Source organism: Arenimonas sp. SCN 70-307 (assembly GCF_001724815.1).
Classification (GTDB): domain Bacteria; phylum Pseudomonadota; class Gammaproteobacteria; order Xanthomonadales; family Xanthomonadaceae; genus Arenimonas.
In genome coordinates, this window is the sequence record NZ_MEDO01000002.1 from 116,289 (window position 1) to 140,625 (window position 24,337).

General features: G+C 71.4%; 23 protein-coding genes. 10 read left to right on the forward strand and 13 right to left on the reverse strand.

What is annotated here, in order from left to right:
• Window positions 1–3: 3 nt before the first annotated feature.
• From ABS41_RS01680 to ABS41_RS01695, 4 genes are all read left to right on the forward strand, one after another.
• Window positions 4–1,659 carry an isovaleryl-CoA dehydrogenase gene (locus tag ABS41_RS01680; RefSeq protein WP_290589567.1) on the forward strand — a complete coding sequence of 552 codons (1,656 nt, stop codon included), beginning with the start codon at window positions 4–6 and terminating at the stop codon, window positions 1,657–1,659.
• A 74-nt stretch (window positions 1,660–1,733) separates the two neighbouring features.
• Window positions 1,734–2,438 carry a DUF481 domain-containing protein gene (locus ABS41_RS01685; RefSeq protein ID WP_290589570.1) on the forward strand — a complete coding sequence of 235 codons (705 nt, stop codon included), beginning with the start codon at window positions 1,734–1,736 and terminating at the stop codon, window positions 2,436–2,438.
• A 32-nt stretch (window positions 2,439–2,470) separates the two neighbouring features.
• A complete protein-coding gene (locus tag ABS41_RS01690; protein ID WP_290589573.1) occupies window positions 2,471–3,739 on the forward strand; it encodes a hypothetical protein in 1,269 nt (422 codons plus the stop codon).
• 98 nt (window positions 3,740–3,837) lie between these two features.
• Entirely contained in the window at window positions 3,838–4,083 is a 246-nt protein-coding gene (locus tag ABS41_RS01695) for a hypothetical protein (RefSeq protein WP_290589576.1), read from the forward strand.
• Between the two features lie 4 nt (window positions 4,084–4,087).
• Here ABS41_RS01695 and ABS41_RS01700 read toward each other — a convergent pair whose 3' ends face one another.
• The 4 genes from ABS41_RS01700 to ABS41_RS01715 form a co-directional block, all read right to left on the reverse strand.
• Window positions 4,088–4,717: a phosphoribosyltransferase family protein gene (locus ABS41_RS01700; protein WP_290589579.1), complete on the reverse strand. Its 630-nt coding sequence runs from the start codon at window positions 4,715–4,717 to the stop codon at window positions 4,088–4,090.
• Window positions 4,718–4,724: 7 nt separating this feature from the next.
• Window positions 4,725–6,266: a serine hydrolase gene (locus ABS41_RS01705; RefSeq protein ID WP_290589748.1), complete on the reverse strand. Its 1,542-nt coding sequence runs from the start codon at window positions 6,264–6,266 to the stop codon at window positions 4,725–4,727.
• A gap of 78 nt (window positions 6,267–6,344) precedes the next feature.
• Window positions 6,345–7,052: a pirin family protein gene (locus tag ABS41_RS01710; RefSeq protein ID WP_290589582.1), complete on the reverse strand. Its 708-nt coding sequence runs from the start codon at window positions 7,050–7,052 to the stop codon at window positions 6,345–6,347.
• A 124-nt stretch (window positions 7,053–7,176) separates the two neighbouring features.
• Window positions 7,177–7,725, reverse strand: a complete 549-nt coding sequence (locus ABS41_RS01715; protein ID WP_290589585.1) for a hypothetical protein — start codon at window positions 7,723–7,725, stop codon at window positions 7,177–7,179.
• A gap of 174 nt (window positions 7,726–7,899) precedes the next feature.
• Here ABS41_RS01715 and ABS41_RS01720 point away from each other — a divergent pair, with 174 nt between their 5' ends.
• A complete protein-coding gene (locus ABS41_RS01720) occupies window positions 7,900–8,907 on the forward strand; it encodes an aspartyl protease family protein (RefSeq protein WP_290589588.1) in 1,008 nt (335 codons plus the stop codon).
• 20 nt (window positions 8,908–8,927) lie between these two features.
• On the opposite strand, the gene ABS41_RS01725 is transcribed toward ABS41_RS01720, so the two are convergent.
• Window positions 8,928–9,824 (reverse strand): dienelactone hydrolase family protein, encoded by an 897-nt coding sequence (locus ABS41_RS01725; protein ID WP_290589591.1) that lies wholly within the window; start codon window positions 9,822–9,824, stop codon window positions 8,928–8,930.
• A 215-nt stretch (window positions 9,825–10,039) separates the two neighbouring features.
• Between ABS41_RS01725 and ABS41_RS01730 the strand changes: the two genes are divergently transcribed.
• From ABS41_RS01730 to ABS41_RS01745, 4 genes are read left to right on the forward strand one after another with little or no spacing between them, the layout of a single operon-like run.
• Entirely contained in the window at window positions 10,040–10,729 is a 690-nt protein-coding gene (locus tag ABS41_RS01730) for a YIP1 family protein (RefSeq protein ID WP_290589594.1), read from the forward strand.
• 22 nt (window positions 10,730–10,751) lie between these two features.
• A complete protein-coding gene (locus ABS41_RS01735) occupies window positions 10,752–11,981 on the forward strand; it encodes an efflux RND transporter periplasmic adaptor subunit (RefSeq protein ID WP_290589597.1) in 1,230 nt (409 codons plus the stop codon).
• Window positions 11,978–12,673 (forward strand): ABC transporter ATP-binding protein, encoded by a 696-nt coding sequence (locus ABS41_RS01740; RefSeq protein ID WP_290589600.1) that lies wholly within the window; start codon window positions 11,978–11,980, stop codon window positions 12,671–12,673. Before ABS41_RS01735 ends, ABS41_RS01740 begins: the two co-directional genes overlap by 4 nt.
• Before the next feature lies 1 nt (window position 12,674).
• Window positions 12,675–13,895, forward strand: a complete 1,221-nt coding sequence (locus tag ABS41_RS01745) for an ABC transporter permease (RefSeq protein WP_290589603.1) — start codon at window positions 12,675–12,677, stop codon at window positions 13,893–13,895.
• A gap of 18 nt (window positions 13,896–13,913) precedes the next feature.
• Here ABS41_RS01745 and ABS41_RS01750 read toward each other — a convergent pair whose 3' ends face one another.
• The gene (locus ABS41_RS01750; protein WP_290589606.1) at window positions 13,914–14,927 is read right to left on the reverse strand and encodes a 2-enoyl thioester reductase domain-containing protein; all 1,014 of its coding nucleotides are present in this window, start codon (window positions 14,925–14,927) and stop codon (window positions 13,914–13,916) included.
• A gap of 1 nt (window position 14,928) precedes the next feature.
• On the reverse strand, window positions 14,929–15,789 hold the full coding sequence (gene rlmJ, locus ABS41_RS01755) for a 23S rRNA (adenine(2030)-N(6))-methyltransferase RlmJ (protein WP_290589609.1): 861 nt from the start codon (window positions 15,787–15,789) through the stop codon (window positions 14,929–14,931).
• Between the two features lie 66 nt (window positions 15,790–15,855).
• Here rlmJ and ABS41_RS01760 point away from each other — a divergent pair, with 66 nt between their 5' ends.
• Window positions 15,856–16,452: a GNAT family N-acetyltransferase gene (locus tag ABS41_RS01760; RefSeq protein ID WP_290589612.1), complete on the forward strand. Its 597-nt coding sequence runs from the start codon at window positions 15,856–15,858 to the stop codon at window positions 16,450–16,452.
• A gap of 463 nt (window positions 16,453–16,915) precedes the next feature.
• Here ABS41_RS01760 and ABS41_RS01765 read toward each other — a convergent pair whose 3' ends face one another.
• The 6 genes from ABS41_RS01765 to phoB all read right to left on the reverse strand — a co-directional run bounded on the left by ABS41_RS01765 (window position 16,916) and on the right by phoB (window position 24,305).
• Window positions 16,916–17,395: a phosphatase PAP2 family protein gene (locus tag ABS41_RS01765; protein WP_290589751.1), complete on the reverse strand. Its 480-nt coding sequence runs from the start codon at window positions 17,393–17,395 to the stop codon at window positions 16,916–16,918.
• Between the two features lie 38 nt (window positions 17,396–17,433).
• Entirely contained in the window at window positions 17,434–18,564 is a 1,131-nt protein-coding gene (locus tag ABS41_RS01770; RefSeq protein ID WP_290589755.1) for a glycosyltransferase family 1 protein, read from the reverse strand.
• A gap of 82 nt (window positions 18,565–18,646) precedes the next feature.
• Window positions 18,647–20,167 (reverse strand): exopolyphosphatase, encoded by a 1,521-nt coding sequence (gene ppx / locus ABS41_RS01775; protein ID WP_290589615.1) that lies wholly within the window; start codon window positions 20,165–20,167, stop codon window positions 18,647–18,649.
• Window positions 20,168–20,169: 2 nt separating this feature from the next.
• Window positions 20,170–22,248 carry a polyphosphate kinase 1 gene (gene ppk1 / locus ABS41_RS01780; RefSeq protein WP_290589618.1) on the reverse strand — a complete coding sequence of 693 codons (2,079 nt, stop codon included), beginning with the start codon at window positions 22,246–22,248 and terminating at the stop codon, window positions 20,170–20,172.
• Between the two features lie 4 nt (window positions 22,249–22,252).
• Entirely contained in the window at window positions 22,253–23,596 is a 1,344-nt protein-coding gene (gene phoR, locus ABS41_RS01785; protein ID WP_290589621.1) for a phosphate regulon sensor histidine kinase PhoR, read from the reverse strand.
• 16 nt (window positions 23,597–23,612) lie between these two features.
• Window positions 23,613–24,305 (reverse strand): phosphate regulon transcriptional regulator PhoB, encoded by a 693-nt coding sequence (phoB, locus tag ABS41_RS01790; protein ID WP_290589624.1) that lies wholly within the window; start codon window positions 24,303–24,305, stop codon window positions 23,613–23,615.
• Window positions 24,306–24,337: the final 32 nt, after the last annotated feature.

Below are 24,337 nucleotides of genomic sequence, written 5' to 3' on the forward strand. Positions count from 1 at the left end.
GCCATGTCCACGCGCGAGCGCTTCACCACCCACGACGTCGACAACCAGCCGCCTTCGCCCTGGCCCGCCGACCTGTGGCGCGACGACCTGCCGCTGCGCGAAGCCGTGGCGCGCGAGGGCGGCGACTGGGCCGCCGGTGAGCTGGCCGCCTACGGCCGCCTGGCCGGCAACGAGCTGATGGCCTTCGGCCGCCTGGCCAACGAGTTCCGGCCGCGCTTCCACCCCTTCGATCCGCGCGGCCACCGCCTCGACGAAGTCGAATTCCACCCGGCCTACCACCAGCTGATGGCCACCGCCGTCGAGCACGGGGTGCCCAACTTCGCCTGGCGCCACGCTGGACGCCGCGGCGCCCACGTGGCGCGCGCCGCGCTGATGTTCCTGCACAACCAGGCCGACCAGGGCAGCAGCTGCCCGCTGACCATGACCTACGCCTGCGTGCCGGCCCTGCAGCACGCGCCGGGTCTCGCCCGGCAGTGGCTCCCGCGCGTGCGCGACACCCGCTACGACCCGCGCCACGTGCCCGGCTGGAACAAGCACGGCGTCACCATCGGCATGGGCATGACCGAAAAACAGGGCGGCTCGGACGTGCGCGCCAACACCACCCGCGCCCAGCCCGTCCCGGGCGACGGCCCGGCGCCGCTTTACGAGCTGGTCGGGCACAAGTGGTTCTTCTCGGCGCCCATGTGCGACGCCTTCCTGGTGCTGGCGCAGGCGCCCGCCGGCCTGAGCTGCTTCCTGCTGCCGCGCTTCGCGCCCGATGGCCGCCGCAATGCGTACCGGATCCAGCGCCTGAAGGACAAGCTCGGCGACTGGAGCAACGCCAGCGCCGAGGTCGAGTTCGAGGGCGCGCAGGCCTGGCTCGTGGGCGAGGAGGGTCGCGGCGTGGCCACCATCCTGCAGATGGTGGCGCTCACGCGCCTCGATTGCCTGCTCGGCTCGGCCAGCCTGATGCGCCAATCCCTGGTGCAGGCCCTGCATTTCGCCCGCCACCGGCGCAGCTTCGGCCGGCACCTGTGCGAGCACCCGCTGATGCGCAACGTGCTGGCCGACCTGGCGCTCGAATCCGAAGCCGCCACCGCGCTGGCCTTCCGCGTGGCGCGCGCGGTGGACGCCAGCGAGCGCGACCCGGCCGAAGCGGCGTTCGCGCGCCTGACCACGGCCCTGGGCAAGTACTGGGTGTGCAAGCGCGCCCCCGGCTTCACCGCCGAGGCCATGGAGTGCCTCGGCGGCGTGGGTTACGTGGAGGAGGGCGGCATGCCGCGCCTGTTCCGGCAATCTCCGCTCAATTCGATCTGGGAAGGCAGCGGCAACATCCAGTGCCTGGACGTGCTGCGCGCGATGACCCGCGAACCGGGCTGCGTGGACGCCTACTTCGCCGAGCTCGAGTCGGTGCGCGGTGGCCATCCGGCGCTCGACGCCGAGATCGATGCGCTGCGCAACTTCCTGCGCTCGCCGCCGGACACGCTCGAGGCCGGCGCACGCCGCCTGGCCGAGCGCATGGCCCTGGCCCTGCAGGCGGCGCTGCTGCTGCGCGGCGCGCCGGCGGTGGTCGCCGCCGCCTTCTGCGCCGCGCGCCTGCACGGCGGCCAGGGCCTGGCCTACGGCACGCTGCCGGCCGGCCCGGCCTGGGACCTGCTGATCGACCGCGCGCTGCCCTGAACCCGCGCTTGCCGAAGGGTTCATGCAGCGTCGGTTGTAATACCCGGCCCCTCACCAGGCCAGGAGGCCGTCCCATGCTGCGTTCGATCCTCGCGCTTTCCCTGCTTGCCGCCGCCGGTGCCGCCAGCGCCCAGTGGCAGCCCAGCGCAGAGCTGGGCATCGTTTCGGCCTCGGGCAACTCCGACACCACCAGCGTCAACGGCCGCTTCGGGCTCAAGGGCGAAGACGCGCTGTGGACGCACGACTACCGCCTTGCCGCGCTGCGCGCCGAGAGCAACGACGAGACCACGGCCAACCGCTACGAACTCGGCGCCAAGAGCGCGCGCAAGCTTGGCGACCGCGCTTACCTGGGCGCCGCGGCCCGCTACGAGAACGACGATTTCGCCGCCTACGACTACCAGTCCACGCTGGCGATCAACTACGGCGCCTGGCTGCTGCGCGACGAACGCCGCAGCTTCCAGCTCGAGGGCGGCCCCGGCCTGCGCCGCGCCCGCCTCTCCGATACCGGCGAAGTCGAAACCAGCGCGCTGCTGCGCGGCTTCGCCGACTACAAGCACCAGCTGACCGACAGCACGAGCTTCTTCAACACGCTGCTGGTCGAAGCCGGCGACGAGAACACCTTCGCCCAGAACGACATCGGCATCGCGGTGAGCATCAACAAGTCGCTGGCGCTCAAGGCGGCCTTCCAGATGCGCCACAACACCGAAGTGCCGGTGGGCACCGAGCGCACGGACACGCTGACCTCGGTGAACATCGTCTGGAGCCCGAAGGCCGACTAGACTCGGGGCTCCACGCCATGGAGTCCTCCTGAGTGAACCACGCCGCCCGTCGCCCCGAACCGCTGCTGCCACGCCTGCCGTCGCTGCTGGCTTATCCGGCCACGAAGGCCATGCTCGGCTTCATGGCGGCGCTGGCGCTGTTCCGGCTGCTGGCGCACGCGCCGAACATCCTGGGCCTGCTGTTCGAACTGGCCTTCTGGGTGATGGGCTACAAGCTCGCGGTCGAGGCGCTGGTGAACACGGCGCACGGGCGCTACGAAGCCCTGCACGGCGAAGACCTGATGGCCACCGACGGCGACGGCGTCGAGCAGCTGGTGCTCGGCGTGCTGGCGGCGGTGGCGCTGGCGGCGACCGCGCGCTGGGCCGGGCTGGCGCCCGCGCTGGTCCTGATGGCCGCCATCGTTCTGTTCATGCCGGCGGCGGTGATGCTGCTGTCGATCAACCACAGCCTGGCCAACGCGCTCAATCCGCTGGCCTGGTTCGCGCTCATCGGGCGCGTGGGCTTGCCCTACTTCGGGGTGGTGGCGGTGTTCACGGTGCTATCGATTGCTTCGGAAGCCCTGCAGTGGGTCTTCGAGTCCACCCTGGGCTGGGCGGGCATCGTGCCGGCCGGTTTCGTGTCGCTGTTCGCGCTGGTGGCGGGCTACCACATGCTGGGCGACCTGATTCATCGCCACGCGGCGGTGCTCGGCCTGGACATCACGCCGGCGGTGCAGCGCGCGACCTACGCCAACCCGGTCGAGGACGCGACGATGGCCAGCGCGGCCGAGCGGGCCGGGCAGGGCGACCCGGCCGCGGCCGCCGAGCTGCTGGCCGGCCTGTTCCGCGGCCGCGGCGCGTCCGACCCGGTGCACGAGCAGTACCGCCGTTATCTGGTCGCCGCCGGCCAACTGGACAAGCTGGCCGCGCACGACCGCGAGTACGTCTCCAGCCTGATGGTCACCGGCAAGGACAAGGCGGCGCTGGCGGTAGCCACCGACACGATGGCGCGGGTGCCGGGCTTCCAGCTGGATTTGCCCGACCAGATCGCCCGCCTCGTGGCGCTTGCCGCCCGCCAGGGTCAGTCGCAGCTCGCGGTGGCCCTGGCCCGCGATTTCGAAGCCCGCTTCCCGCAAAGCCCCGACCTGCCCGACGTGGCGCTTGCCGCGGCCCGCCTGCAAAGCGAGCGCCTCGGCCAGGACGCCGCCGCCCGCGACCGCCTGCGCGCGCTCGTCCAGTCCCACCCGGGGCATCCGGCCGCCGTGCCGGCCAGGCAGCTGCTCACCGCGCTGGAACAGGTCTTGGGCGCACCGGGAAAATAAACGCCAGATCAATAAGTTGCAGGGTATGACTTCCGGCCCATGGACGGTGCGCTTAGGTGTTGTAGATTACCAGCACACCAACTCACGAGGCCCCGGCCATGAATGCCCTGAACTCCTTCTACCGCCTGTTCCCGACCCGCCCGGTCGCGTCCGTGCCGGTGACCCGGGCGGCCGTCGCCAAGCCCGCCACCCCGGTGGCCGTCCTGGCCGACGCCGTCAGCCCGGCCCGCGCCGACCGCTACCGCCAGCGCGACTTCGGCACCGGTTACGGCCGCTCCAGCGGCTATGCCCAGGACCGCAGCTACGCCATGGTCTCCAGCCACCGCCTCGTGCGCGTCGGCTGAAGGCTCAGCGATCGAGCAGGTGGCGGACCTCGTCGTCCGCCACCTGCGGGAACGAATCGTAATAGGCGCCGACCGCGCTGAAGTCGCGCGGCGTCGCCAGGCAGGCCACCTCGTCGGCCAGCGTTTCGCAGCGTGCCACTGCTTCGGGCGCGCCCACCGGCACCGCCACGCCAAGTTGCCCCGCGCCCAGCGCGCGCAGCGCCGACAGCGCCACCGCCATCGTCGCGCCCGTGGCCAGCCCGTCATCCACCACCAGTACCGGGCGGCCCGCCACGTCCAGCGGCGCGCGGCCGCCGCGGTAGGCGCGCTCGCGGCGCGCCAGTTCGCGTTGCTCGGCCGCGGCCAGCGCCGCCAGCTCGTCCTCTTCGATGCCGGCCGTCGCGATCACGCCCGGGTTGCGCACCATCGCGCCGCCGCTGGCGATCGCCGCCAGCGCCACCTCGGGCTGCGCCGGCCAGCCGACCTTGCGCACCACCAGCACGTCCAGCGGCGCGTCGAGGGCCTTGGCCACTTCCGCCGCCACCGGCACGCCGCCGCGCGGCAGCGCCAGCACCTGCAGGCCCGGGAGCCCGCGCCAGTGGCCCAGGGCCGCGGCGAGGGCGCGGCCGGCGTCGCGGCGGTCGCGGAAGCGCATCGCCACCTCAGCCCTTGGGCAGCAGCCGCAGGTGGTGGAAGTCGAAGCTGAAGTCGGTCAGCGACGAGGCCGCTTCCATGCGAAATTCGCGCACCTTGCCGTCGGGGTCGAGCGTGAAGCTGGCGAAGGCGTCGGCATTGAGCGCGCGGTCGTGCCATCGCACCAGGAAGGTGTCGTGCTGCCAGTGCTCGAGCGTGCCCACCAGCGCCGCGGTGTGGGCGAAGCGCATCACCAGCTTGCCGTCCTCGAGCGCGATGGCGACGTCGCCATACCAGGCGTCGTTGTAGGTGGCGGCATAGCCGGCCAGCGGCAGCGAGGGGCGGCTTCGGCGGTCGCGGGCCTTGAGGTGCGCGGCCCATTTTTCGTCGGCGCCGGCGCGCGCCTTGGCCACGGCCGCGGCGTAGGCCGCCACCCAGTCGGTGTCGGGCGCGGCCAGGTAGTGGTCCAGCGCCTCCATCGTGACGGCGTTGAAGGCGGCGCCGACTTCCTGGTTGGTCAGCACCACGATGCCGAGATCGAGCTGCGGCACCAGCGTGACGCGCGAGACCATGCCCGGCCAGCCGCCGGTGTGCCAGACGAGCTTGTGGCCGCGGTACTCGCTGATGGACCAGCCCTCGCCATAGCCGGCGAACTGCGGCAGCGCCGGGGCCAGGGCCGGCACCGAGGGCTGGGCCGGGATGCGGATGGGCGTCACCAGCTCCCACATCGCGCGGTGGCGCGCGGCGCTGAAGAGGCGGCGCTCGCTGCCGTCGTCGTTCTTGCCCAGCACGCCGCCGTCGAGCTGCACGCGCATCCACCTGGCGATGTCGTTGACGCTGGCGTAGATGCCGCCGGCGGCCTGGTTGTTCGACCAGGTCATGGGCGGCACGGTCACCAGCGGGCCGCTGAAGCCGGGCTGGGCGTGGCCGGTGGCGGCGTTCGCGCCGGGCGGCAGGTGGTCGCTGTTGATCACCGCGCCTGCCATGCCCACGGGCACGAAGATGCGTTCGCGCACGAAGTCGCCGTAGGACTGGCCCGAAACCTCCTCGATCACGCGCTGCGCCACGGCATAAAGCACGTTGTCGTAGGCGTAGTCGGCGCGAAAGCTCGTTTCCAGCGGCACGTCGCGCAGGCGGCGGACGATTTCCTCGGTGCTGTGGGTGGTGGTGGGCCAGAACAGCAGGTCGCCGGCGCCCAGCGGCAGGCCGCTGCGGTGCGTGAGCAGGTCGCGGATGCGCATCTCGCGCGTCACGTAGGGGTCGGCCATGCGGAAGCCGGGCAGGTGGTCGATCACCCGGTCGTCGAGCGAGAGCTTGCCCTCGTCGGCCAGGATCGACAGCGCCGCCGAGGTGTAGGCCTTGGTCTGGGAGGCGATGGCGAAGCGCGTGTCGGCGTCCACCGCGTCGGCGCGGCCCTGTTCGCGCAGGCCCCAGCCCTGCGCCAGCACCAGCTCGCCATCCTTGACGATGGCGACGGCCACGCCGGGCACCTCGAAGGTGCTGCGCACCGATTCGACCACGGGCGAGAGATCGGGCGAACTGGCGACGGCCGCGGGGGCGGCGGCGAGCAGTGCGGAAACAACGATGGCCTGGCGCACGGGCGGCTCCCTGGGGATGACCGCCCGATTATGCCAAGCGCGGCGCCGGCGTCAGCCCAGCGGCGGCAGGTCGAACACCAGCACCTCGGCGTCGCGGCCGCCGCGGATGAGCACCTGCGGTTCGTCGCGCAGCTTGAGTGCGTCGCCCGCGCCCAGGGCATGGCCGTTCACCTCCAGCGCGCCGCGCACCACGTGCACGTAGCCCAGGCGTCCGGGCGCCAGCGCGAGCGTCGCGGCCTCGTCGCCGTCGAACAGGCCGGCGTACATCCGTGCGTCCTGCTGGATGCGCACCGAGCCCTCGGCGCCGTCGCCGCTGGCGACCAGGCGCAGGCGGCCACGCTTCTCGGCGTCGTCGAAGCGGCGCTGGTCGTAGGACGGCGCGATGCCCTGGCGGTCGGGGATGATCCAGATCTGCAGGAAGTGCGTCGTGCCGGTGCGGCTGTGGTTGTACTCGGAGTGGGTGATGCCGGTGCCGGCGCTCAGGCGCTGCACTTCGCCCGGGTGGATGCTGGCGCCGTTGCCCATCGAGTCGCGGTGCGCCAGCGCGCCCTCGAGCACGTAGCTGATGATCTCCATGTCGCGGTGGCCATGCGTGCCGAAACCCTGGCCCGCGGCGACGCGGTCCTCGTTGATCACGCGCAGCGGGCCCCAGTGCACGTGGGCAGGGTCCTGGTAGCCGGCGAAGGAGAAGCTGTGCCAGGAATCGAGCCAGCCGTGGTTGGCGTGGCCGCGTTCGGCGGCGGGGCGGGGGATGATCATGGCGGGGCCTCCTTGGGGCAGGCCTGCAGTATCGTCCTGCGCACAATCAGCATCAATTAGGGCTCGGGGCCATCCTTCGTTCCAAGAATGGAACTATCGCCCATTTTCCGTGGCGGCCCGGACCTCAGCGGCCCTTGCGGCCGCGGCGCAGGGGTTCGCCGGCAATCGGCGCCAGCACGAACGACAGGCTGACCAGATGGTCCTGGCCCGGTTTGCGGGGACCCTTGAGCAGGGCCTGGAGCCGTTCGAGCAGCGCATTGGCTTCGCGCAGCCCGTCTTCGTCCAGCCAACCGCGCGCACGCCCGGCCCAGAGTTCGCGCGCCGGGCCGTCGGTGCGCGTGTCCGGCCGGGCCAGTGCGGCGCGGAAATCGCGCCCGGCCGCCTGCAGCAGCCGGCCGACAACGGCCTGCACGGCCTCGCCGGCCCCCTCGTGCCGGCCGTAGCGCAGGCGCAGCGTGGTGCCAGGGGTGTCGCCGATGCGATAGCGCCGCGCGCCGGCGGGTGCTTCCAGCCGTGTCAGCAGGCCCGCTTTGCAGAGGCGATCGAAGTGGTAGTAGAGGCCGTCCGCCGGCCGCCCGAGTTCGGCGGCGACGGCGGCCACGTCGGCCTCGCCACCGAGGGACGCCAGCGTGTCGACGATGTCCTGCCGGGCCGGGCTGGCCAGCAGCGCCACGGCGGCGGGATCGGAGACGTCCCGGATACGCGGGGTCGGGACGCGGGGTGGGCGGGGACGTGCCATCAGTTGGCTTGCCTGTGTTGAAAAGATGCCTCAAATTTCAACGCAAGTCCCTCCTCCTGGCAAGTGCCGGCCCTCCGGCACGCGCCCATCACCCACACGAGGTTGCCCATGGAATCCCGTCGATCCCCCTGGCTTCGCGCCGTTTCGATCCTTAGCGCCGCCCTGCTGCTGGGCAGCCTGGCGTCCTGCGGCCAGGCCGAAATGATCCGGCTTTATTTCGCCAACAACGGCACCGAGGTGCGGCTCGACTCCCCCCTGCCTTTGCGCCTGCCGTTCACCGAGCACGAGGGCTGGATCGTCGTGCAGGCCAGCGTCAACGGCTCGCCGCCCGTGCCCTTCGTGCTCGACACCGGCGCGTCGATGCTCACCATCCTCACGGCGCCCGACACCGAGGCCCTGGGACTGGACATGGGCGGGCTGCGGCGCATCGGCGGCGAAGGTGTCTCGGCCATCACGGCGGCCGTGCAGCAGGGCCTGGAGCTGGACTTCGGCCCGTTGGCGCTGCTCGACCAGACCGTGCTGGCGATCCCGATGGACAACATCCTGTGCAGCGACCAGGTCCGGCCGCCGCCGTTCCGCGGCGTGATCGGGCACGAGCTGTTCGGCCGCTACGTGGTGGAGGTCGACCACGCCCGCGGCGAAGTCGTGCTGCACGACCCGGCCGACTTTGAATACCGCGGGGACGGCGTGGAGCTGCCGATCGAAATCAGCGCCCGCCACGCCTACGTGCGCTCGCAGGTGCAGGCGCCGGACGGCGCCGCCTACGAGGCCAGGCTGCACGTCGATACCGGCGCGGGCATCCACCTGAGCCTGTTCCCGCAGGCGCACGAGGCGATCGTGGTGCCGGCCGGCGGCGAGGACGTGGCGGGCTGCTTCGTCGGCGGGCTGGCGAGCTACCGGCGTGGCGAGCCGGTGCGGCTGGGCCTGGGCCAGGCGCCGCCGGTCGAGGTGCCGGTGCGCTATTCGACCGGCGACGAGGTGATCAAGCGTGGCCAGCATGGCCGCCTGGGCGCCCGTTTCCTGGCGGATTACAACGTGGTCTACGACTTTCCCGGCAAGCGCATCATCCTGGCGCCGCGCGCAGTCACACCGTCGATCACCGGGTCTGCCCGCTGAATTCGATTGGACCGCCCGCCTCAGCGCAGGGTGCGGGCAAACAGCGCCAGGGTCGCCGTCCAGGCCTGCTTCGCGGCGGCCTCGTCGTAGCGGGGCGTGGTGTCGTTGTGGAAGCCATGCTGCGTGCCCGGCGGCTGGAGCAGGGTGTAGGACTTGCCGGCGGCCTTGAGCGCCTCTTCGTAGGCGGGCCAGCTGGCGTTGACGCGCGGGTCGTCCTCGGCCAGCACGACCAGCAGTTCGGCCGTGATGGCCGGTACGGCGTCCACCGGCGGCGCCGAGCCATAGAAGGGTGCGGCGGCCTTGAGGTCAGGCAGGCGCGTGGCCAGGAAGTTGGCGATGGCGCCGCCGTAGCAGAAGCCAACGACGCCCATGCGGCCGTTGCCCAGCGGGTGCGACTGCAGCCAGGCGGCCGCGGCCAGCAGGTCTTCGCGGGTGCGGGCCTGGTCGAGCTCCTGGAACTTCGACCGCGCGCTGTCCTCGTCGCCTGGGTAGCCGCCGAGCGGGAACAGGGCGTCGGGGGCGAAGGCCAGGTAGCCCTCGAGCGCGAGCCGACGGGTGACGTCCTCGATATGCGGGTTCAGGCCGCGGTTCTCGTGCACCACCAGCACCAGCGGCAGCGGGCCCCCGGCGCCGGCCGGCGCGGCGAGGTAGCCGCGGGCCTCGCCGTAGCCCGCGGGCGAGGGAATCGTTTCGTAGCGCGTCGCCAGGCGCGCGTCGTCCTCCGCCACCTGCCGCGCCTGCACGAACTTCGGCGACAGCGCCGCCAGCAGGCCGGCCGCGGTGGTGCCGCCGACGGCGAAACGCGCGGCGCCGGCCAGGAAGGCGCGGCGGTCGATCTGGCCGTGCACGTATTGGTCGAACAGGCGCATCAGGCCCGGGTCGAAATCGCGGTGGCTGGGGCGCGGGGCGTCGGTCATGGCGGGCTCGGCGGCAGGGACAGCCGACACGCTGGCCCCCGGGGCACGAAGACGGCGTGAACGGGCGGGATGTCACATCCGGCTTCGTCCGCCCGTCAGTGGTTTCGTCGGCCAGGCCGAGGGTTTCGTCCCGAAGCCCCCCACGGGCCGTCGAATCACCTAGCATCCATGCTGCGATTCAAGGGGAGTCGCGCGCCAACCACCAGGAGCCTTGCATGTCCCACCTGATCAACATCTTCCTCGAGCCGGCCAAGGTGTTCACCGCGCTGAAGGAAAAGCCCACGTTCTGGGCGCCCTTCCTGTTGGTCGCCGGCCTGACGGTCGTCTCGACCCTTGCCTACTTCATGACCGTGGACCCGGCCTGGTTCGCCGAGCACCAGGTGGCGCAGATGCTTGCGCAGAACCCTGAGATGACCAAGGAGCAGATCGCCCAGGCCCAGGCCTTCATGCCCGGCGCCCGGGTCTCGGGCTACATCGGCGCGCCGGTGGCGGCGCTCTTCCTGGGCATCGTGTTCGCCATCTATGGCCTGTATTACCTGCTGGCGGGCAAGGTCACCGGCAATGCGGTGTCCTACAAGCACGGGCTCGCGCTGGCCGCCTGGGCCAGCGTGCCGATGGCCCTGGCCTCGCTGGTGGCGATCGGCGGCGTACTGACGAGCTCGAACCAGACGCCCTTCGAGAGCCTGCAGCTGCTCAACATCGACCCGCTGCTGGTGCAGCTGCCGGTCGGCCACGACTGGGGCACGCTGGCCAAGAGCTTCAGCCTGCTCAACTTCTGGACCTGGTTCCTGGCCGCCCTGGGCTGGAAGACCTGGTTCCGCACCGGCTGGACCCAGGCCGTGGTGGTGGCCCTGCTGCCCTCGCTGGTGATCTACGGCGTGATGGTGCTCTTCGCCATCCTCTGACACGAACGGAAGCCCCGACTCGATGAAGCCCAACAAGAAATGGATCGTCGCCGGCCTGGTGCTGGCGGTCATTGCCGTGCCGCTGCTGGTGAAGTCGCTGCGCGGCGAGTCGCGCACCGAAGTCGAGGTGGTGCTGGCCTCCGAACAGGAGATCCGGCCCTCCATCCTCGCCTCGGGCCTGCTGGCCTACCTCGAGGAGGTGAACCTCACCTCCGAAGTGGTGGCCAAGGTGCGCGAGATCCTGGTCGAGGAGGGTGACCAGGTCGAGAAGGGCCAGCTGCTGCTGCGCCTGGACCCGGAGACCTACCGCAACGTCATCGAGCGCGAGGAGGCCGGTCGCCGCCAGAGCCTGATCAGCATCGAGCGCCAGCGCCTGAACCTGACGCTGGCCGAGACCCGGCTCAAGCGCGGCCAGGAACTGCTCGGGCGGCAGATGATCGGCCAGAGCGACTTCGACGACCTGCGCAACGCCCGCGACCTGGCGCGGGTGGAGCTGCAGAGCAGCGAGGAGTCGCTGCGCCGCGCCGACGCCATCCTGGCCGAGGCGCGCGAGCAGCTGGCCAAGACCGACATCCGCTCGCCGATCTCCGGCACCATCGTCGACCTGCCGATCAAGGTGGGCGAGACCGCCATCCCGTCCACCAACGCCCTGGCCGGCGCCTCGCTGATGAAGATCGCCGATACCTCGGCCATCCAGGCCAACCTGCGCGTGGACGAGGCCGACATCGCCCGCGTGCGCCTGGGCCAGCAGGCCGAGGTGGTGGCTGCGGCCCAGCAGGACGTGAAGCTCACCGGCAAGGTGGCGCGCATCGCGCTGGCGCCCAGCCTCGAGCCGGGCAGCCAGGGCCGCGCCTACCGCGTGGAGGTGCTGCTGGAGGTGCCTGACGACCTGGGCCTGCGCTCGGGCATGAGCGCACGCGCCGACATCTTCCTCGGCGACGGCGGCAAGACCCTGGCCGTGCCGGTCGAGGCGGTGGTGACCGAGGAAAGCGAGGACAAGAAGCTCACCCGCCACGTCTGGGTCGACCGCGACGGCGTCGCCCGCAAGGTGGCGGTCGAGACCGGCCTGTCGGACGACCGCTGGGAGGCGATCAGCTCGGGCATCGTGGCCGGCGACAAGATCATCGTCGGACCGGCCAAGACCCTGCGCCTGCTCGCCGAGGGCGCGCGCATCGAATCGAAGCTGCGCGAGGACAAGCCGGCCACCGGCGGCAAGGGCGAAGAGGAAGACGACGGGGACGCCGCCGAATGATCCGCCTCACCGGCATCGTCAAGCGCTACCAGATGGGCGAAGAAGTGGTGATGGCGCTCAACGGCGTCGACCTGTTCGTCGACCGCAACGAGTACGTGGCGCTGATCGGCCCCTCGGGCTCGGGCAAGTCCACGCTGATGAACCTCATCGGCTGCCTGGACACGCCCTCGGAGGGCACCTACGAGCTCAACGGCCGCGACACCTCCCAGCTCACCGACGACGAGCTGGCGCAGGTGCGCAACAAGGAAATCGGCTTCGTGTTCCAGTCCTTCCACCTGCTGCCGCGCTTGACCGTGCTCGAGAACGTGATGCAGCCGCTGGTCTACCGCGGCCTGCCGCGCGCCGAGCGCAAGGCGCTGGCGACGCGCGCACTCGAGCAGGTGGGCCTGGGCAGCCGCCTGGGTCATCGCCCCAACCAGCTCTCGGGCGGCCAGCGCCAGCGCGTGGCGGTGGCCCGCGCCCTCGTCGGCCGGCCCTCGATCCTGCTGGCCGACGAACCCACAGGCAACCTCGATTCCAAGACCTCGGCCGAGATCATGGCCCTGTTCGACGAGCTGCACGCCGCCGGCCAGACCGTGGTGGTGGTGACCCACGAACCCGACATCGCCGCGCATTGCCGCCGCACCATCCGCGTCTCCGACGGCAAGATCGTCGAGGACTACGCCAACCCGCCGCGCGCCCAGGTCGCCTGACATGCAAGCCTTCCTCGAAGCCTTCCGCGCCGCGCTCGCCAGCCTGATGGCGCACCGCATGCGCAGTTTCCTCACCACGCTGGGCATCCTGATCGGCACCGCCTCGGTGATCGCCGTGGTGTCGCTGGTGCAAGGGTTCTCGCGCTCGATCTCCGACCAGTTCGCCGACCTGGGCAGCAACACGCTGACCCTGCAGCCCTACACGTCCTTCGCTGACGCCAGCCTGGGCAAGGAGAACCGCCTGAGCTTCGACGACGTGGACCTGCTGCGCTACCGCGTCTCCGGGGTCGGCGACGTGGTGCCGATCATGGCCGTGCCCGCCAGCGGCGTGGGTTACCGCGGCCGTACCGCCGTGCCGCAGGTGCTGGCGACCTCGGCCGACTTCACCGTCGTGCGGGGCCTCTACCCGCAGTCGGGGCGGTTCATCGTCGACAGCGACGACAAGAGCCGGCGCCGGGTGGCGGTGGTCGGCACCAAGGCGATCGAGGACCTGGAGCTGCCCGAGGATCCGATCGGCGAGTACATCCGCATCGGCAGCGACTGGTTCAAGGTCGTCGGCGTGATGGAGAAGCGCGGCGAACTGCTGGGCTTCTCGCAGGACAACCTCGTCATCCTTCCCTTCGAGGTCGGCCGGGCCATGACGGGGAACGAGGTGCGGCCGCGCATGAGCGTGAGCTTCACCGCCGAGGACATCGAGGACGTCGAGGCGCTGCGCGAGCGGGTCAAGCGCGCCGTGCGCATCGCCCACAAGCTCAAGCCCGGGCAGGAGGACGACTTCCGGGTCGAGGCGGCCGATTCGTTCGTCAAGCAGTTCGAGCAGATCACCGGCACGGCCACCGCGGTGGTGGGCGGCGTGGTGGGCATCTCGCTGCTGGTGGGCGGCATCGGCATCATGAACATCATGCTGGTGTCGGTCACCGAGCGGACGCGCGAGATCGGCATCCTCAAGGCGCTGGGCGCCACACGGCGCGACATCCTGGTGCAGTTCCTGCTCGAGGCCGGCCTGCTGGCCCTGCTCGGCGGCCTGATCGGCATCGCGCTCGGTTACGGCGCGGGCCTGGCCGTGGCTTCGGCCATCCCCAACTTCCCGCCGGCGCAGGTGCCGCTGTGGGTGGTGCTGGCCGCGGCGGGTTTCTCGGCCCTGGTGGGCGTGGTGTTCGGCATCATGCCGGCCTCCAAGGCCGCCGCGCTCGATCCGATCGAGGCGCTGCGCTACGAGTGACGAGCGGCGCGCGCGGCTTCAGATGGCCGCGCGCGAGGGGCCGTTGGGCTCGATGACGATCTTGCCGTGGCGCGCGCCGGTGCTGGCCGCGTGCACGGCCTCGCGCACGTGGTCGATGCCGTAGCTGGCCTGCACCGTGGCGTGCAGCGTGCCCTCGGCCACCATGGCGGCGAGCTCGGCGAACAGCGCCTGCCGGCGTTCGGGCCGCGCCTTGCGCAGCCACTGCGCCAGCCAGAAGCCGCGCAGGTTCAGGCCGTTGAACACCAGGTAGCGCGGCGAGACCATGCAGCGCTCGCCGCCCATCGCGCCGTAGTTCACCAGGGTGCCGCCCGGCGCCAGGCAGCGCGCCAGGTGTTCGGTGTGCACGCCGCCGACGCAGTCGAGCGCCAGCTTCACCTGCACCTTGCCGACGGCCTCCTGCAGGCGCTCGGGCAGGTCCTCGGCATCGACCAGCGCGTGTTCGCCGCCGGCCTGCCAGACCGCCTCGATGGCCGACTCGCGCCGCACCACGTTCACCACGTTGATGCCGCGGCGCCTGGCGATCTGGCTGACGTAGCCGCCGACGGCGGAGTTGGCGGCGTTCTGCACCACCCAGTCGCCCGGCTGCAGCTCGACGATGTCCGAAAGCATCAGCGCCGCCGTCGGCGGGTTCACGCTGAGCATCGACAGCTGCACCGGGTCGACGTCGTGCGGCAGCTTCACCAGCTCGCGCACGGGCAGGTTCAGGTGCGTGCTCCAGGTGCCGCAGCCCAGCGGCAGCAGCACGATGTCGCCTTCCTCGAGGCCGTGCGGGTCGCCGTTGATTTCCTCCACGCGGCCCACGCCCTCGTTGCCGCCCACGGCCGGCAGCGGCGGCAGCTGGCCGTAGTCGCCGGTGAGCTGCAGCACGTCCGACGGGTTCACCGGCGAGGCGAGCACCGACACCCGCGCTTCGCCGGGCAGCGGCGGCAGCAGGCTGAACTCGGTGGTCTTGATCACCTCATGCGGCACGCGGCCGCGGTAGGCGTAACGGGCGTGCTTGGGCGTGGTCATGTCAGGCGGGCTCCTGCTTGAGCCAGGTCAGGCGCCAGGAGGCGCCGGCCTCGCCCATCGCCTGTGCCAGCGGGCGCAGCGTGGGCTCGATGGCGGCGTCGAGCTGCCAGGGCGGGTTGAGGATGAGCATGCCGCTGCCGTTCATGCGCAGCGGCGAGTCGTCGGGGCGCACCAGCAGTTCGATGGTGAGCGCAGAGCGCGCCGGCAGTGCGGCGATCTTTCGCATCAGCGGCTGCAGGGTGGCGCGGCGCTTGATCGGGTACCACAGCGCGTAGATCCCCTGCGGGAAGCGCTCCAGGCCCTCGCGCAGCGCCGCCACGATGGGCGCGTACTCGCCTTCCTGCACCTCGTAGGGCGGATCGATGAGCACCAGGCCGCGGGCGAAGCGGGTGTTGCCCTCGCGCGGCGGCAGCAGGGCCTTCACCGCGGCGTAGCCGTCGCGGTTGTGCACGTGGCAGCGCGGGTCGCCGGCCAGCACGGTCTTGAGCGCGGCGGCCTCGTCGGGCTGCAGTTCGCAGGCGGCCAGGCGGTCCTGGTCGCGCAGGGCGTGCGCCACCAGCAGGGGCGAGCCGGGGTAGCTCATGGCTTCGCCCGGGTCGCATTCGGCCACGGCCTCGAGATAGGCGCGCAGCGCCGGCGGGCCGGCGGGCTGGGCCTCGCGCAGGCGGACGAAGCCGCTGGCGGCCTCGCCGGTGCGCCTGGCCTGGTCGCCGCGCAGGTCGTAGCGGCCGCGCCCGGCGTGGGTGTCGAGCACGAAGAAGGCTGCGTCCTTGCGCTTGAGCGCGTCGAGCAGGGCGACCAGGACCAGGTGCTTGAGCACGTCGGCGTGGTTGCCCGCGTGGAATCCGTGGCGGTAGTTCATGCCGCGCAGTCTACCCGGCGCGGGCCGCGGTTAGACTTCCGGCTCCTGGCAGGCGGAGGGCGGGGCATGGGGTCGATCGCGGTGCGGCGGGTGGCGGGGCGCGAGCTGGCGCCGTGGCTGGACGCCGTGGCGGCCCTGCGCGTGGCGGTGTTCCGCGACTGGCCCTACCTCTACGAGGGCGACCCGGGCTACGAGCGCGAGTACCTGCGCGCCTACGCGAACTCGGCCGACAGCGTGGTGGTGCTGGCCCTCGACGGCGAGCGCGTGGTCGGCGCCTCCACGGGCCTGCCCCTGGCCGACGACACGGCCGAGTTCCAGCGCCCCTTCCTCGACGCCGGCCGCCCGGTGGGCGACGTCTTCTATTTCGGCGAATCGGTGCTTCTTCCCGACTTCCGGGGCCAGGGCCTGGGCCACCGCTTCTTCGACGAACGCGAGTCCCACGCCCGCGCCCTGGGCCGCTTCCGCTGGACGGCCTTCTGCGCCGTCGACCGCGACCCGGCCGACCCGCGCCGCCCCGAGCACCACCGCGGCAACGAAGCCTTCTGGGCCAAACGCGGCTACGTCCGCCAGCCCGGCATGACCGTGCGCCTGGCCTGGCCCGAACCCGGCCACCCCAGCCCCACCGAAAAACCCCTCACCTTCTGGCTCCGCCCCCTCCCGTAGGAGCGCCTTCAGGCGCGAATCTTTTCTCTGGGGCTTTCCGTGTGAGGGCCTTCAGGCCCGACTGGCTGCGTCGTGCCGGGCTCGTTCCGGGCAGCGGGCCGCCGCATGAGAAGTCCCCAGTCCGGACACGGCGCAAGTACGTCCATGTAGCCTCGTCGTCGACATCCATGTCTCCGACGGTCCGGCCTGGGGACTTCTCACGCGACGACCCGCGCGTGGAATCCGGGCCGGGGTGGCAAACCTGCAATCGATCCTCCGGCCCAGATCCTCCGCGGTCCGTCGTACGCGCAGCGCTTTGCCGGGGTTTCGAAAACATGGACGTTTTCGAAAAGCCTACATGGACGTATTCACGGCGTCCCCGGCAAAGCGCTGCGCGTACGGCGGGCCTTCGCCAGGAACGAGCCCGGCGCGAACAAACCCCAGAGCGAAAAGATTCGCGCCTGAAGGCGCTCCTACGGGGGCGTCAGGGGAAGAGGTGGAGGGAGAGCAGGGCGAGGGCGATGCCGATGAGGGTGGCGGCGAGGACGTCGCTGGGGTAGTGCAGGCCCAGGACCACGCGCGAGACGGCGACCGAGGCGGTGAAGGGCAGCAGCAGCGGCGCCAGCGCCGGGTACCAGGCCAGGGCGACCACGGTGAAGGCCACCGCGTGCAGCGTGTGGCCCGAGGGAAAGGAGAATTCGTCGAGCGGCGCGATCAGGGGGCGGATCCGGCCGTCGGCGGCGAAGGGACGCGGGCGGCGGGTCCAGCGCTTGAGCTTGCGGTAGAGCAACAGGGCCACCAGGCCGGTCGCGGCCAGGTGCGCCGACGCGCCCAGGCCGCGCCAGCCGTCGAACAGCACCAGCGCCGCCATCAGCGCATACCAGAAGGCACCGTCGCCCAGGCGGCTGACGAAGCGGAACCAGGCGCGCACCGCGCCACGCGCGCCCCAGCGGTTGGCGGCCAGGCACCAGCCGTGCTCGCGCTCGGCCAGGCGCCGGCCGTTCACGCGGCCTCCGCCCGGCGGCCGAGGCCGGCCAGCAGTGCCGCGAAGTCCGCGGCCACCTGTTCCGGATGCAGGTCCTGCACGGCCAGCCGCGCCGCCGCGCCCTGGTGGCGCAGGCCGTCGCCCGGGGCGGTGGCCACCAGCGCCTGCACGAAGCCGGCCTCGTCGCCGAAGTCCACGGCCGCGCCGTGCAGGCCGTGGCACAGGTGCTCGCGCGCCGCCCCGTAGTCGAAGGCCACCGTGGCCAGGCCGCTGGCCATGGCCTCGAGGGTCACGTTGCCGAAGGTTTCCGACAGGCTGGGGAAGCAGAACAGGTCGGCGCTGGCGAAGTGCCGCGCCAGCTCGTCGCCGCGCCGGATGCCGGCGAAGAGGAAGTCCGGATTGTCGGCCTGCAGCTGCGCGCGCGCCGGGCCGTCGCCGACCCAGACGAAGCGCGCATCGGGACGGTGCTTCTGCAGCTCGCGATAGGCGCGCACCGCCAGCGGCAGGTTCTTTTCGGGCGCGATGCGGCCCACGTGCACCAGCACCGGGGCGCCGTCCGTGGCCCCCCAGCTTGCGCGCAGCGCGTCGTCGCGCCAGTCGGGGTGGAAGGCGCGCGTGTCCACCGCGCGGCCCAGCCGCACCGGGCGCTGGAAGCCCTGCTGGGCCAGCTGCTCCTGCAGTTCGCGGGTGGGCACGAGGGTGGCGTCGGCGCGGTTGTGGAAGCGGCGCAGCCAGGCGAACACCCAGGGGCTGAGGAAGCCGGCCCCGTAGCGGCCCACGTAATCGTCGAAACGGGTGTGGAAGCCGGTGGCCACCGGGATGCCCAGCTGCCGGCAGGTGCGCAGCGCCGACCAGCCCAGCGGGCCTTCGGTGGCGATGTAGACGGCGTCCGGGCGCTGCGCCTTCCAGCGTGCCGCCAGTCGCCGGCCGGCGGGCAGGCCGAAGCGCAGGCCGGGGTAGCGGGGGATGGGGGCGCCTTCGACCAGCATCAGGCCCGGCTCGGGGCGCGGGCCATCGTGCTCGCGTTCGGGCCGCACCAGGCCGACCTCGTGGCCCAGCCGGCGCAGGCCCTGTTCGAGCGACTGCACGGTGAGTGCGACGCCGTTGACGTCCGGCGGATAGGTCTCGGTGACCAGTTCGATGTGCAGGGGCGTCGTGTCCATGGCCGCCAGCCTGCCGCCGGCGTGTGCCAGCGCGGTGACCGGCGCATGACGCCGGCGTTACCGCGGCTCAGATCGCCCGGATTTCCAGGCGCCGGCCGAAGCCGGCCAGGATCTCGCGCTCGCCCTCGAGGTCCAGGCGCGTGAGCGGGTGGCTTTCAAGCCAGCGTTTGGGCAGGCGCAGCAGCAGCTCGTCGCCGTCCACGTCGAGCTCGACCACCGGCAACGGGTCGCGGTCGTGGCTGCGGTGCATCAGCACCGCCAGGCGCAGCAGCAGGGCGCAGCGCTGCACGCTGGCCACCAGGCGGTCGGGCAGCTTGTCGAAGCTCGAGGCCGCCAGCGTGCGGCGCTGGTTGCGCAGCAGCGCCGCCAGGATCTGCTGCTCGGTGCGCGAGAAGCCGGCGATGTCGGAGTGCTCGACCAGGTAGGCGCCGTGCTGGTGGTACTGGCTGTGGGCGATGGCCAGGCCGATCTCGTGGATGCGCGCCGTCCAGGCCAGCTGGCGGCGGTTGTCGGCGTCCAGGCCCCAGGCCAGCTCCGCCTGGTCGAACAGGCTGAGCGCGGTTTCCTCGACGCGCGCGGCCTGGTCGAGGTCGACGCCGTAGCGGGCCTGCAGGGCGCGGATGGATTCGGCGCGCGGGTCTTCCTGCGAGCCGCGGCCGATCAGGTCGTAGAGCACGCCCTCGCGCATGGCGTGGTCGCTGACGTACATGCGTTCGATGCCCAGCGCGCCGAAGGCCGCGTCGAGCACCAGCAGGCCGCCGGCGAAAATGGGGCGGCGCTCGGCCGACAGGCCCGGCAGCTTGACCTCGTCGATCGTGTCGAACTCGAGCAGCTTTTCGCGGATGGCCGCCAGGCTCACGTCGGTGACCGAGACCTTGGTGAGCTTCATCTTCACCGAGACGTCGCAAATGGCCTTGATGGTGCCCGACGAACCCATGGCCTCGTGCCAGCCGCGCCGGCGGTAGGCCTCGGCGAATTGCTGGAACTCGGCCTCGAGCTCGGTGCGCGCTTCCTTCCAGCGCTTGCGGCTGATGCGGCCGTCGGAAAAGAAACGGCGGGTGGTGGCGATGCAGCCCATCTGCAGGCTCTCGCGCTCGAGCGCCTGGAAGCCCTCGCCGATGATGGTCTCGGTCGAGCCGCCGCCGATGTCCATCACCAGCCGGCGCTTGCCGGGGTCGGGCGGGTTGCCGTGGGCCACGCCGAGGTAGATCAGTCGCGCTTCCTCGCGGCCGGCGACCACCTCGATGCCGTGGCCCAGCGCGGTTTCGGCCGGCATCAGGAAGGCCTGCGGGTTGGCCAGCTGGCGCACGGTGTTGGTGGCGATGGCGCGCACGCGCGCCGGCGGCAGGGTGCGGATGCGCTGGCCGAAGCGGGCCAGGCAGTCGAGCGCGCGCGGCATCACCGCCGGGTCGAGGCCGCCGCGGCCGTCGAGGCCCTCGGCCAGGCGAACCGATTCCTTGATGCGGTCGACGATGCGCAGCTGCCCGAGCACGTAGCGCGCCACCACCATGTGGAAGCTGTTCGAGCCCAGGTCCACCGCGGCCAGCAGGTCGCCGTCCTCCAGCGGTGGGGTGTCTTGGGTCGGCATCGTCAGTCGCAGAGTTTGGCCAGCAGCGCGCCCTGCGCAGAATAGGGCATCTCGCCCTCGGCCGGCGAGACCCGCGTGTAGCTGCCGTCCTCGTGCAGCGTCCAGGCCTGCAGGTTGTCGCTGAGGTAGTTGCCCAGCTCCTCGTCGAAGACGCGCTCGGCCAGTTTCTCGTCGATGATGGGGAAGCAGGTTTCGACGCGGCGCAGCAGGTTGCGCTCCATCCAGTCGGCGCTCGAGCAGAACAGCTCGGGCTTGCCGCCGTTGCGGAACCAGTACACGCGGCTGTGCTCGAGGAACCGGCCGACCACCGAGCGCACGGAGATGTTGTCCGACACGCCGGGCACGCCCGGGCGCAGGCAGCAGGCGCCGCGCACGATCAGCTCGATGCGCACGCCGGCCTGGGAGGCCTCGTAGAGCGCGCGGATGACGGTGGGCTCGTTGAGCGCGTTCATCTTGGCGATGATGTGGCCCTTCTTTCCGGCCCGGGCGTTCTTCGCCTCGCGCTCGATGCGGCGCAGGATGCCCTGGTGCAGGGTGAAGGGCGACTGCATCAGCTTGCGCAGCTTGATCGCCGGCGCCAGGCCCGAGAGCTGCTGGAACACGTCGTGCACGTCGGCGGTGATGTCCGGGTCGGCGGTCATCAGGCCGATGTCGGTGTAGGCGCGCGCCGTGCCGGCGTGGTAGTTGCCGGTGCCCAGGTGCACGTAGCGCTGCAGCTTCTTGCCCTCGCGGCGCACGATCAACATCATCTTGGCGTGGGTCTTGTAGCCCACCACGCCGTACATCACCTGCACGCCGGCCTCCTGCAGCTGGTCGGCGAGGCGGATGTTGGCCTCCTCGTCGAAGCGTGCGCGCAGCTCGACGCACACCGTCACGTCCTTGCCGTTGCGGGCCGCGGCGATCAGGTGCTCGATGATCTTGCTGTCCTTGCCGGTGCGGTAGAGCGTCTGCTTTATCGCCAGCACGTCCGGGTCGTGCGCGGCGTGCGCGAGCAGGTCGAGCACCGACTGGAAGCTCTGGTAGGGGTGGTGCAGCAGCACGTCGCGCTGGCGAAGCGTGTCGAACGGCGCCTCGGCGTCGATCGCCACCGGCCCGGGCTTGAACGCCGGGAACTTCAGGTCCGGTCGGTCGACCAGGTCGTAGACCTGGGTGACGCGGTTGAGGTTGACCGGGCCGTTGATGCGGTAGACCGCGTTCTCGGTGAGGCCGAAGTTCTGCAGCAGCGTGCGCACGATCGGCTTGGGGCAGTGCTCGGCGATCTCCAGCCGCACCGCCGGCCGGAAGCCGCGGCTGGCCAGTTCGTCCTTGAGCGCGCTGGCCAGGTTCTCCACTTCCTCCTCGTCCACGAACAGCTCGGAGTTGCGGGTGACGCGGAACTGGTAGGCGCCCTTGACCTTCATGCCGGTGAACAGGTCGTCCACGAAGGCGGTGAGCACGGCCGAGAGCAGCACGAAGTCGTGCTTGCCGCCGGAAACCTCGGGCGGCAGGTGGATGATGCGCGGCAGCGAGCGCGGCGCGCGCACGATGGCCATGCCGCCCTTGCGGCCGAACGCATCCTTGCCCTCGAGCACCACCACCACGTTGAGCGACTTGTTGAGGATGCGCGGGAACGGGTGCACCGGGTCCAGGCCCAGCGGCGACAGCACCGGCAGCAGCTCGTCGCGGAAATACTTGTGCAGCCAGCGCTTCTGGCGCGCGTTCCAGGTCGAGTGGGCCAGGATGCGGATGCCGGCGGCGTTGAGCTCCGGGCGCAGCGTGTCGTTCCAGTACTGGTACTGCTGGCTGACCAGCTCGGCGGCCTTGTCGTGGATCAGCTCCAGCGCCCGCGCCGGCGGGATGCCGTCGGGCGGCAGCGGGCCGCCGAACTGCAGCGCGGTTCGCACGGTGGCGGCGCGGATCTCGAAGAACTCGTCGAGGTTGGTGCAGCTGATGCACAGGTAGCGCAGCCGCTCGAGCAGGGGCACCGACGGGTCCCTGGCCTGGGCCAGGACCCGGAAGTTGAATTCCAGCTGGGAGAGCTCGCGGTTGAGGTACAGCGCCGGTGCGTGCAGGTCCGGGCTGCCGGGGTTTTCGGCGTCCATGCGCTTAGCTTACGTCTTCCGGGTGCTCTCCGGCGGGGCCGCGCATGCGCACGCGGGCCGGGCCGAACACGCAGGCGAAGGTGCTGCCCCGGCCGACCTCGCTTTCCACGTCCAGCCGCGCCTGGTGCAGGCTCAGCACGTGCTTGACGATCGACAGGCCCAGGCCGGTGCCGCCGGACTCGCGCGAGCGGCTGGTCGAGACCCGGTAGAAACGCTCGGTGATGCGCGGCAGGTGCTGCTCGGGGATGCCGTAGCCGGTGTCCTGCACGGCCAGCCGCACCCCGCCGCCGGCCACCTTCTCGAAGCGCACCGTCACCCGGCCGCCGGTGGGGGTGTAGCGGATGGCGTTGCTGACCAGGTTGGAGAAGGCGCTGTGCAGTTCCTTGACCGAGCCGGTCAGGTCGCAGCCGGCCTCGTCGACGACCCGGATCTCGTGCCGGCCCTGGCTCAGGGCCTCGGCCTCCCGGCGCAGGGTGACCAGCATCGGCGCCATGGCCAGCGGTTCCTCGGGCAGGTGCTCCTGGGCCTCGAGCCGCGAGAGGGTCAGCAGGTCCTCGACCAGCTGGGTCATGCGCTGGGACTGCCGGCGCATTTCCTCGACCATCACGGCCAGGTCGGGGTGTTCTTCCGGCTCGATCATGTCCAGGTAGCCGTGCACCACCGTCAGCGGCGTGCGCAGTTCGTGCGAGACGTTGGCCACGAAGTCGCGGCGCACCTGCTCGAGGCGCATGAGCTTGGTCACGTCGCGCACCACCACCATCCACTCGCGGGCCGAGTAGGGGATCAGGCGCAGGCTGATGCGCACCATCGGGTCGGCCGGGCTGGGCAGGTCGGTCAGCGGCTCGTCGGTCTGTCCGCTGGCCAGCCAGTCGCGCACCCGCGGCTGGCCCATGAAGAAGTCGGCCAGCGGCTCGCCCAGCGACTGCGGGTAGCGCAGGCCCAGCAGGTGCCGGGCGGTCTTGTTGAACCACACCAGCCGCCCGTCGCGGCGGTTGATGACCAGGGCGGCGTCGGGCATGGCCGAGGCGGCCTGGCGGTAGGCGCGCAGCAGGCGCACCAGGCGCCGGCTGCGGCGGCGGTTTTCGGTCTGGCGGCGGTGGATCAGGGTTTCGAGCGCGGCCCACAGGCCCTGGCCGTCCACGGTCTGCAGCTGCTTGCGCCAGTCCAGGAAGCGCAGCACCCGGTACAGGCGCCAGTAGGCACGGGCGGCCAGCACCACGGTGGCGATGCCCAGCGCCCACCAGGGTTCACCCAGCGCCAGGCCGATGCCCAGCGCGAACAGGTAGAACAGCAGCAGCCGGATGAGGGACTGGCGCCAGGCCAGCCGCAGCAGCATCGATACGCTCATCCGGCCCCCGGGCGCCTCAGCCGACCGAGGCCGAGAACCGGTAGCCGGCGCCGCGCACCGTCTGCACCATGCCGTCGAGCGAGAACGGCTCGAGCGCCTTGCGCAGGCGGCGGATGTGCACGTCCACCGTGCGCTCCTCGACGTAAACGTTGCCGCCCCAGACGTGGTCGAGCAGCTGGGTGCGGGTGTAGACGCGGTCGGCGTGGGTCATGAAGAAATGCAGCAGCCGGTACTCGGTGGGGCCCAGGTGCAGGGGCTGCTCGTTGGCGTGCACGCGGTGGGCGCCGCCGTCGATGCGCAGGGCGCCGACCGCCACCGAGCCATCGTCCTCGTCGTCGCGGGCCCGGCGCATCACCGCGCGGATGCGCGCCAGCAGCTCGCGGGCGGAGAAGGGCTTGACCACGTAGTCGTCCACGCCCGACTCCAGGCCCGAGACCCGGTCGTTCTCCTCGCCGCGGGCGGTGAGCATGATGATCGGCACGTCGCGGGTGAGCTCGTCCTTGCGCCAGCGCCGGGCCAGCTCCAGGCCGCTCGAGCCGGGCAGCATCCAGTCGAGGAGGATCAGGTCGGGCACCTTTTCGGTGATGGCCACCTGTGCCTCGCGCGAGTCGCCGGCGTGCACCGGCTCGTAGTCGGCCTTGCGCAGGGCGTAGGCCACCATCTCCCGGATGGCGGGTTCGTCGTCGACGATGAGGATGCGTTTTTGCACTGGCGTACCGTGTCATCCGGTGGGGTCGCGTG

What these genes read in the sequence shown, in the direction of transcription:
- ABS41_RS01700 (WP_290589579.1), bottom strand. Translation starts at nt 4,717, where the DNA reads ATGCGCTTCCGCGACCGCCGCGACGCCGGCCGCGCCCTCGCCGCGGCC.
- ABS41_RS01685 (WP_290589570.1), top strand. Translation starts at nt 1,734, where the DNA reads ATGCTGCGTTCGATCCTCGCGCTTTCCCTGCTTGCCGCCGCCGGTGCC.
- ABS41_RS01760 (WP_290589612.1), top strand. Translation starts at nt 15,856, where the DNA reads ATGGGGTCGATCGCGGTGCGGCGGGTGGCGGGGCGCGAGCTGGCGCCG.
- ABS41_RS01745 (WP_290589603.1), top strand. Translation starts at nt 12,675, where the DNA reads ATGCAAGCCTTCCTCGAAGCCTTCCGCGCCGCGCTCGCCAGCCTGATG.
- ABS41_RS01695 (WP_290589576.1), top strand. Translation starts at nt 3,838, where the DNA reads ATGAATGCCCTGAACTCCTTCTACCGCCTGTTCCCGACCCGCCCGGTC.
- ABS41_RS01730 (WP_290589594.1), top strand. Translation starts at nt 10,040, where the DNA reads ATGTCCCACCTGATCAACATCTTCCTCGAGCCGGCCAAGGTGTTCACC.
- ABS41_RS01720 (WP_290589588.1), top strand. Translation starts at nt 7,900, where the DNA reads ATGGAATCCCGTCGATCCCCCTGGCTTCGCGCCGTTTCGATCCTTAGC.
- ppk1 (WP_290589618.1), bottom strand. Translation starts at nt 22,248, where the DNA reads ATGGACGCCGAAAACCCCGGCAGCCCGGACCTGCACGCACCGGCGCTG.
- ppx (WP_290589615.1), bottom strand. Translation starts at nt 20,167, where the DNA reads ATGCCGACCCAAGACACCCCACCGCTGGAGGACGGCGACCTGCTGGCC.
- phoR (WP_290589621.1), bottom strand. Translation starts at nt 23,596, where the DNA reads ATGAGCGTATCGATGCTGCTGCGGCTGGCCTGGCGCCAGTCCCTCATC.
- ABS41_RS01725 (WP_290589591.1), bottom strand. Translation starts at nt 9,824, where the DNA reads ATGACCGACGCCCCGCGCCCCAGCCACCGCGATTTCGACCCGGGCCTG.
- ABS41_RS01735 (WP_290589597.1), top strand. Translation starts at nt 10,752, where the DNA reads ATGAAGCCCAACAAGAAATGGATCGTCGCCGGCCTGGTGCTGGCGGTC.
- ABS41_RS01740 (WP_290589600.1), top strand. Translation starts at nt 11,978, where the DNA reads ATGATCCGCCTCACCGGCATCGTCAAGCGCTACCAGATGGGCGAAGAA.
- ABS41_RS01680 (WP_290589567.1), top strand. Translation starts at nt 4, where the DNA reads ATGTCCACGCGCGAGCGCTTCACCACCCACGACGTCGACAACCAGCCG.
- ABS41_RS01750 (WP_290589606.1), bottom strand. Translation starts at nt 14,927, where the DNA reads ATGACCACGCCCAAGCACGCCCGTTACGCCTACCGCGGCCGCGTGCCG.
- rlmJ (WP_290589609.1), bottom strand. Translation starts at nt 15,789, where the DNA reads ATGAACTACCGCCACGGATTCCACGCGGGCAACCACGCCGACGTGCTC.
- ABS41_RS01710 (WP_290589582.1), bottom strand. Translation starts at nt 7,052, where the DNA reads ATGATCATCCCCCGCCCCGCCGCCGAACGCGGCCACGCCAACCACGGC.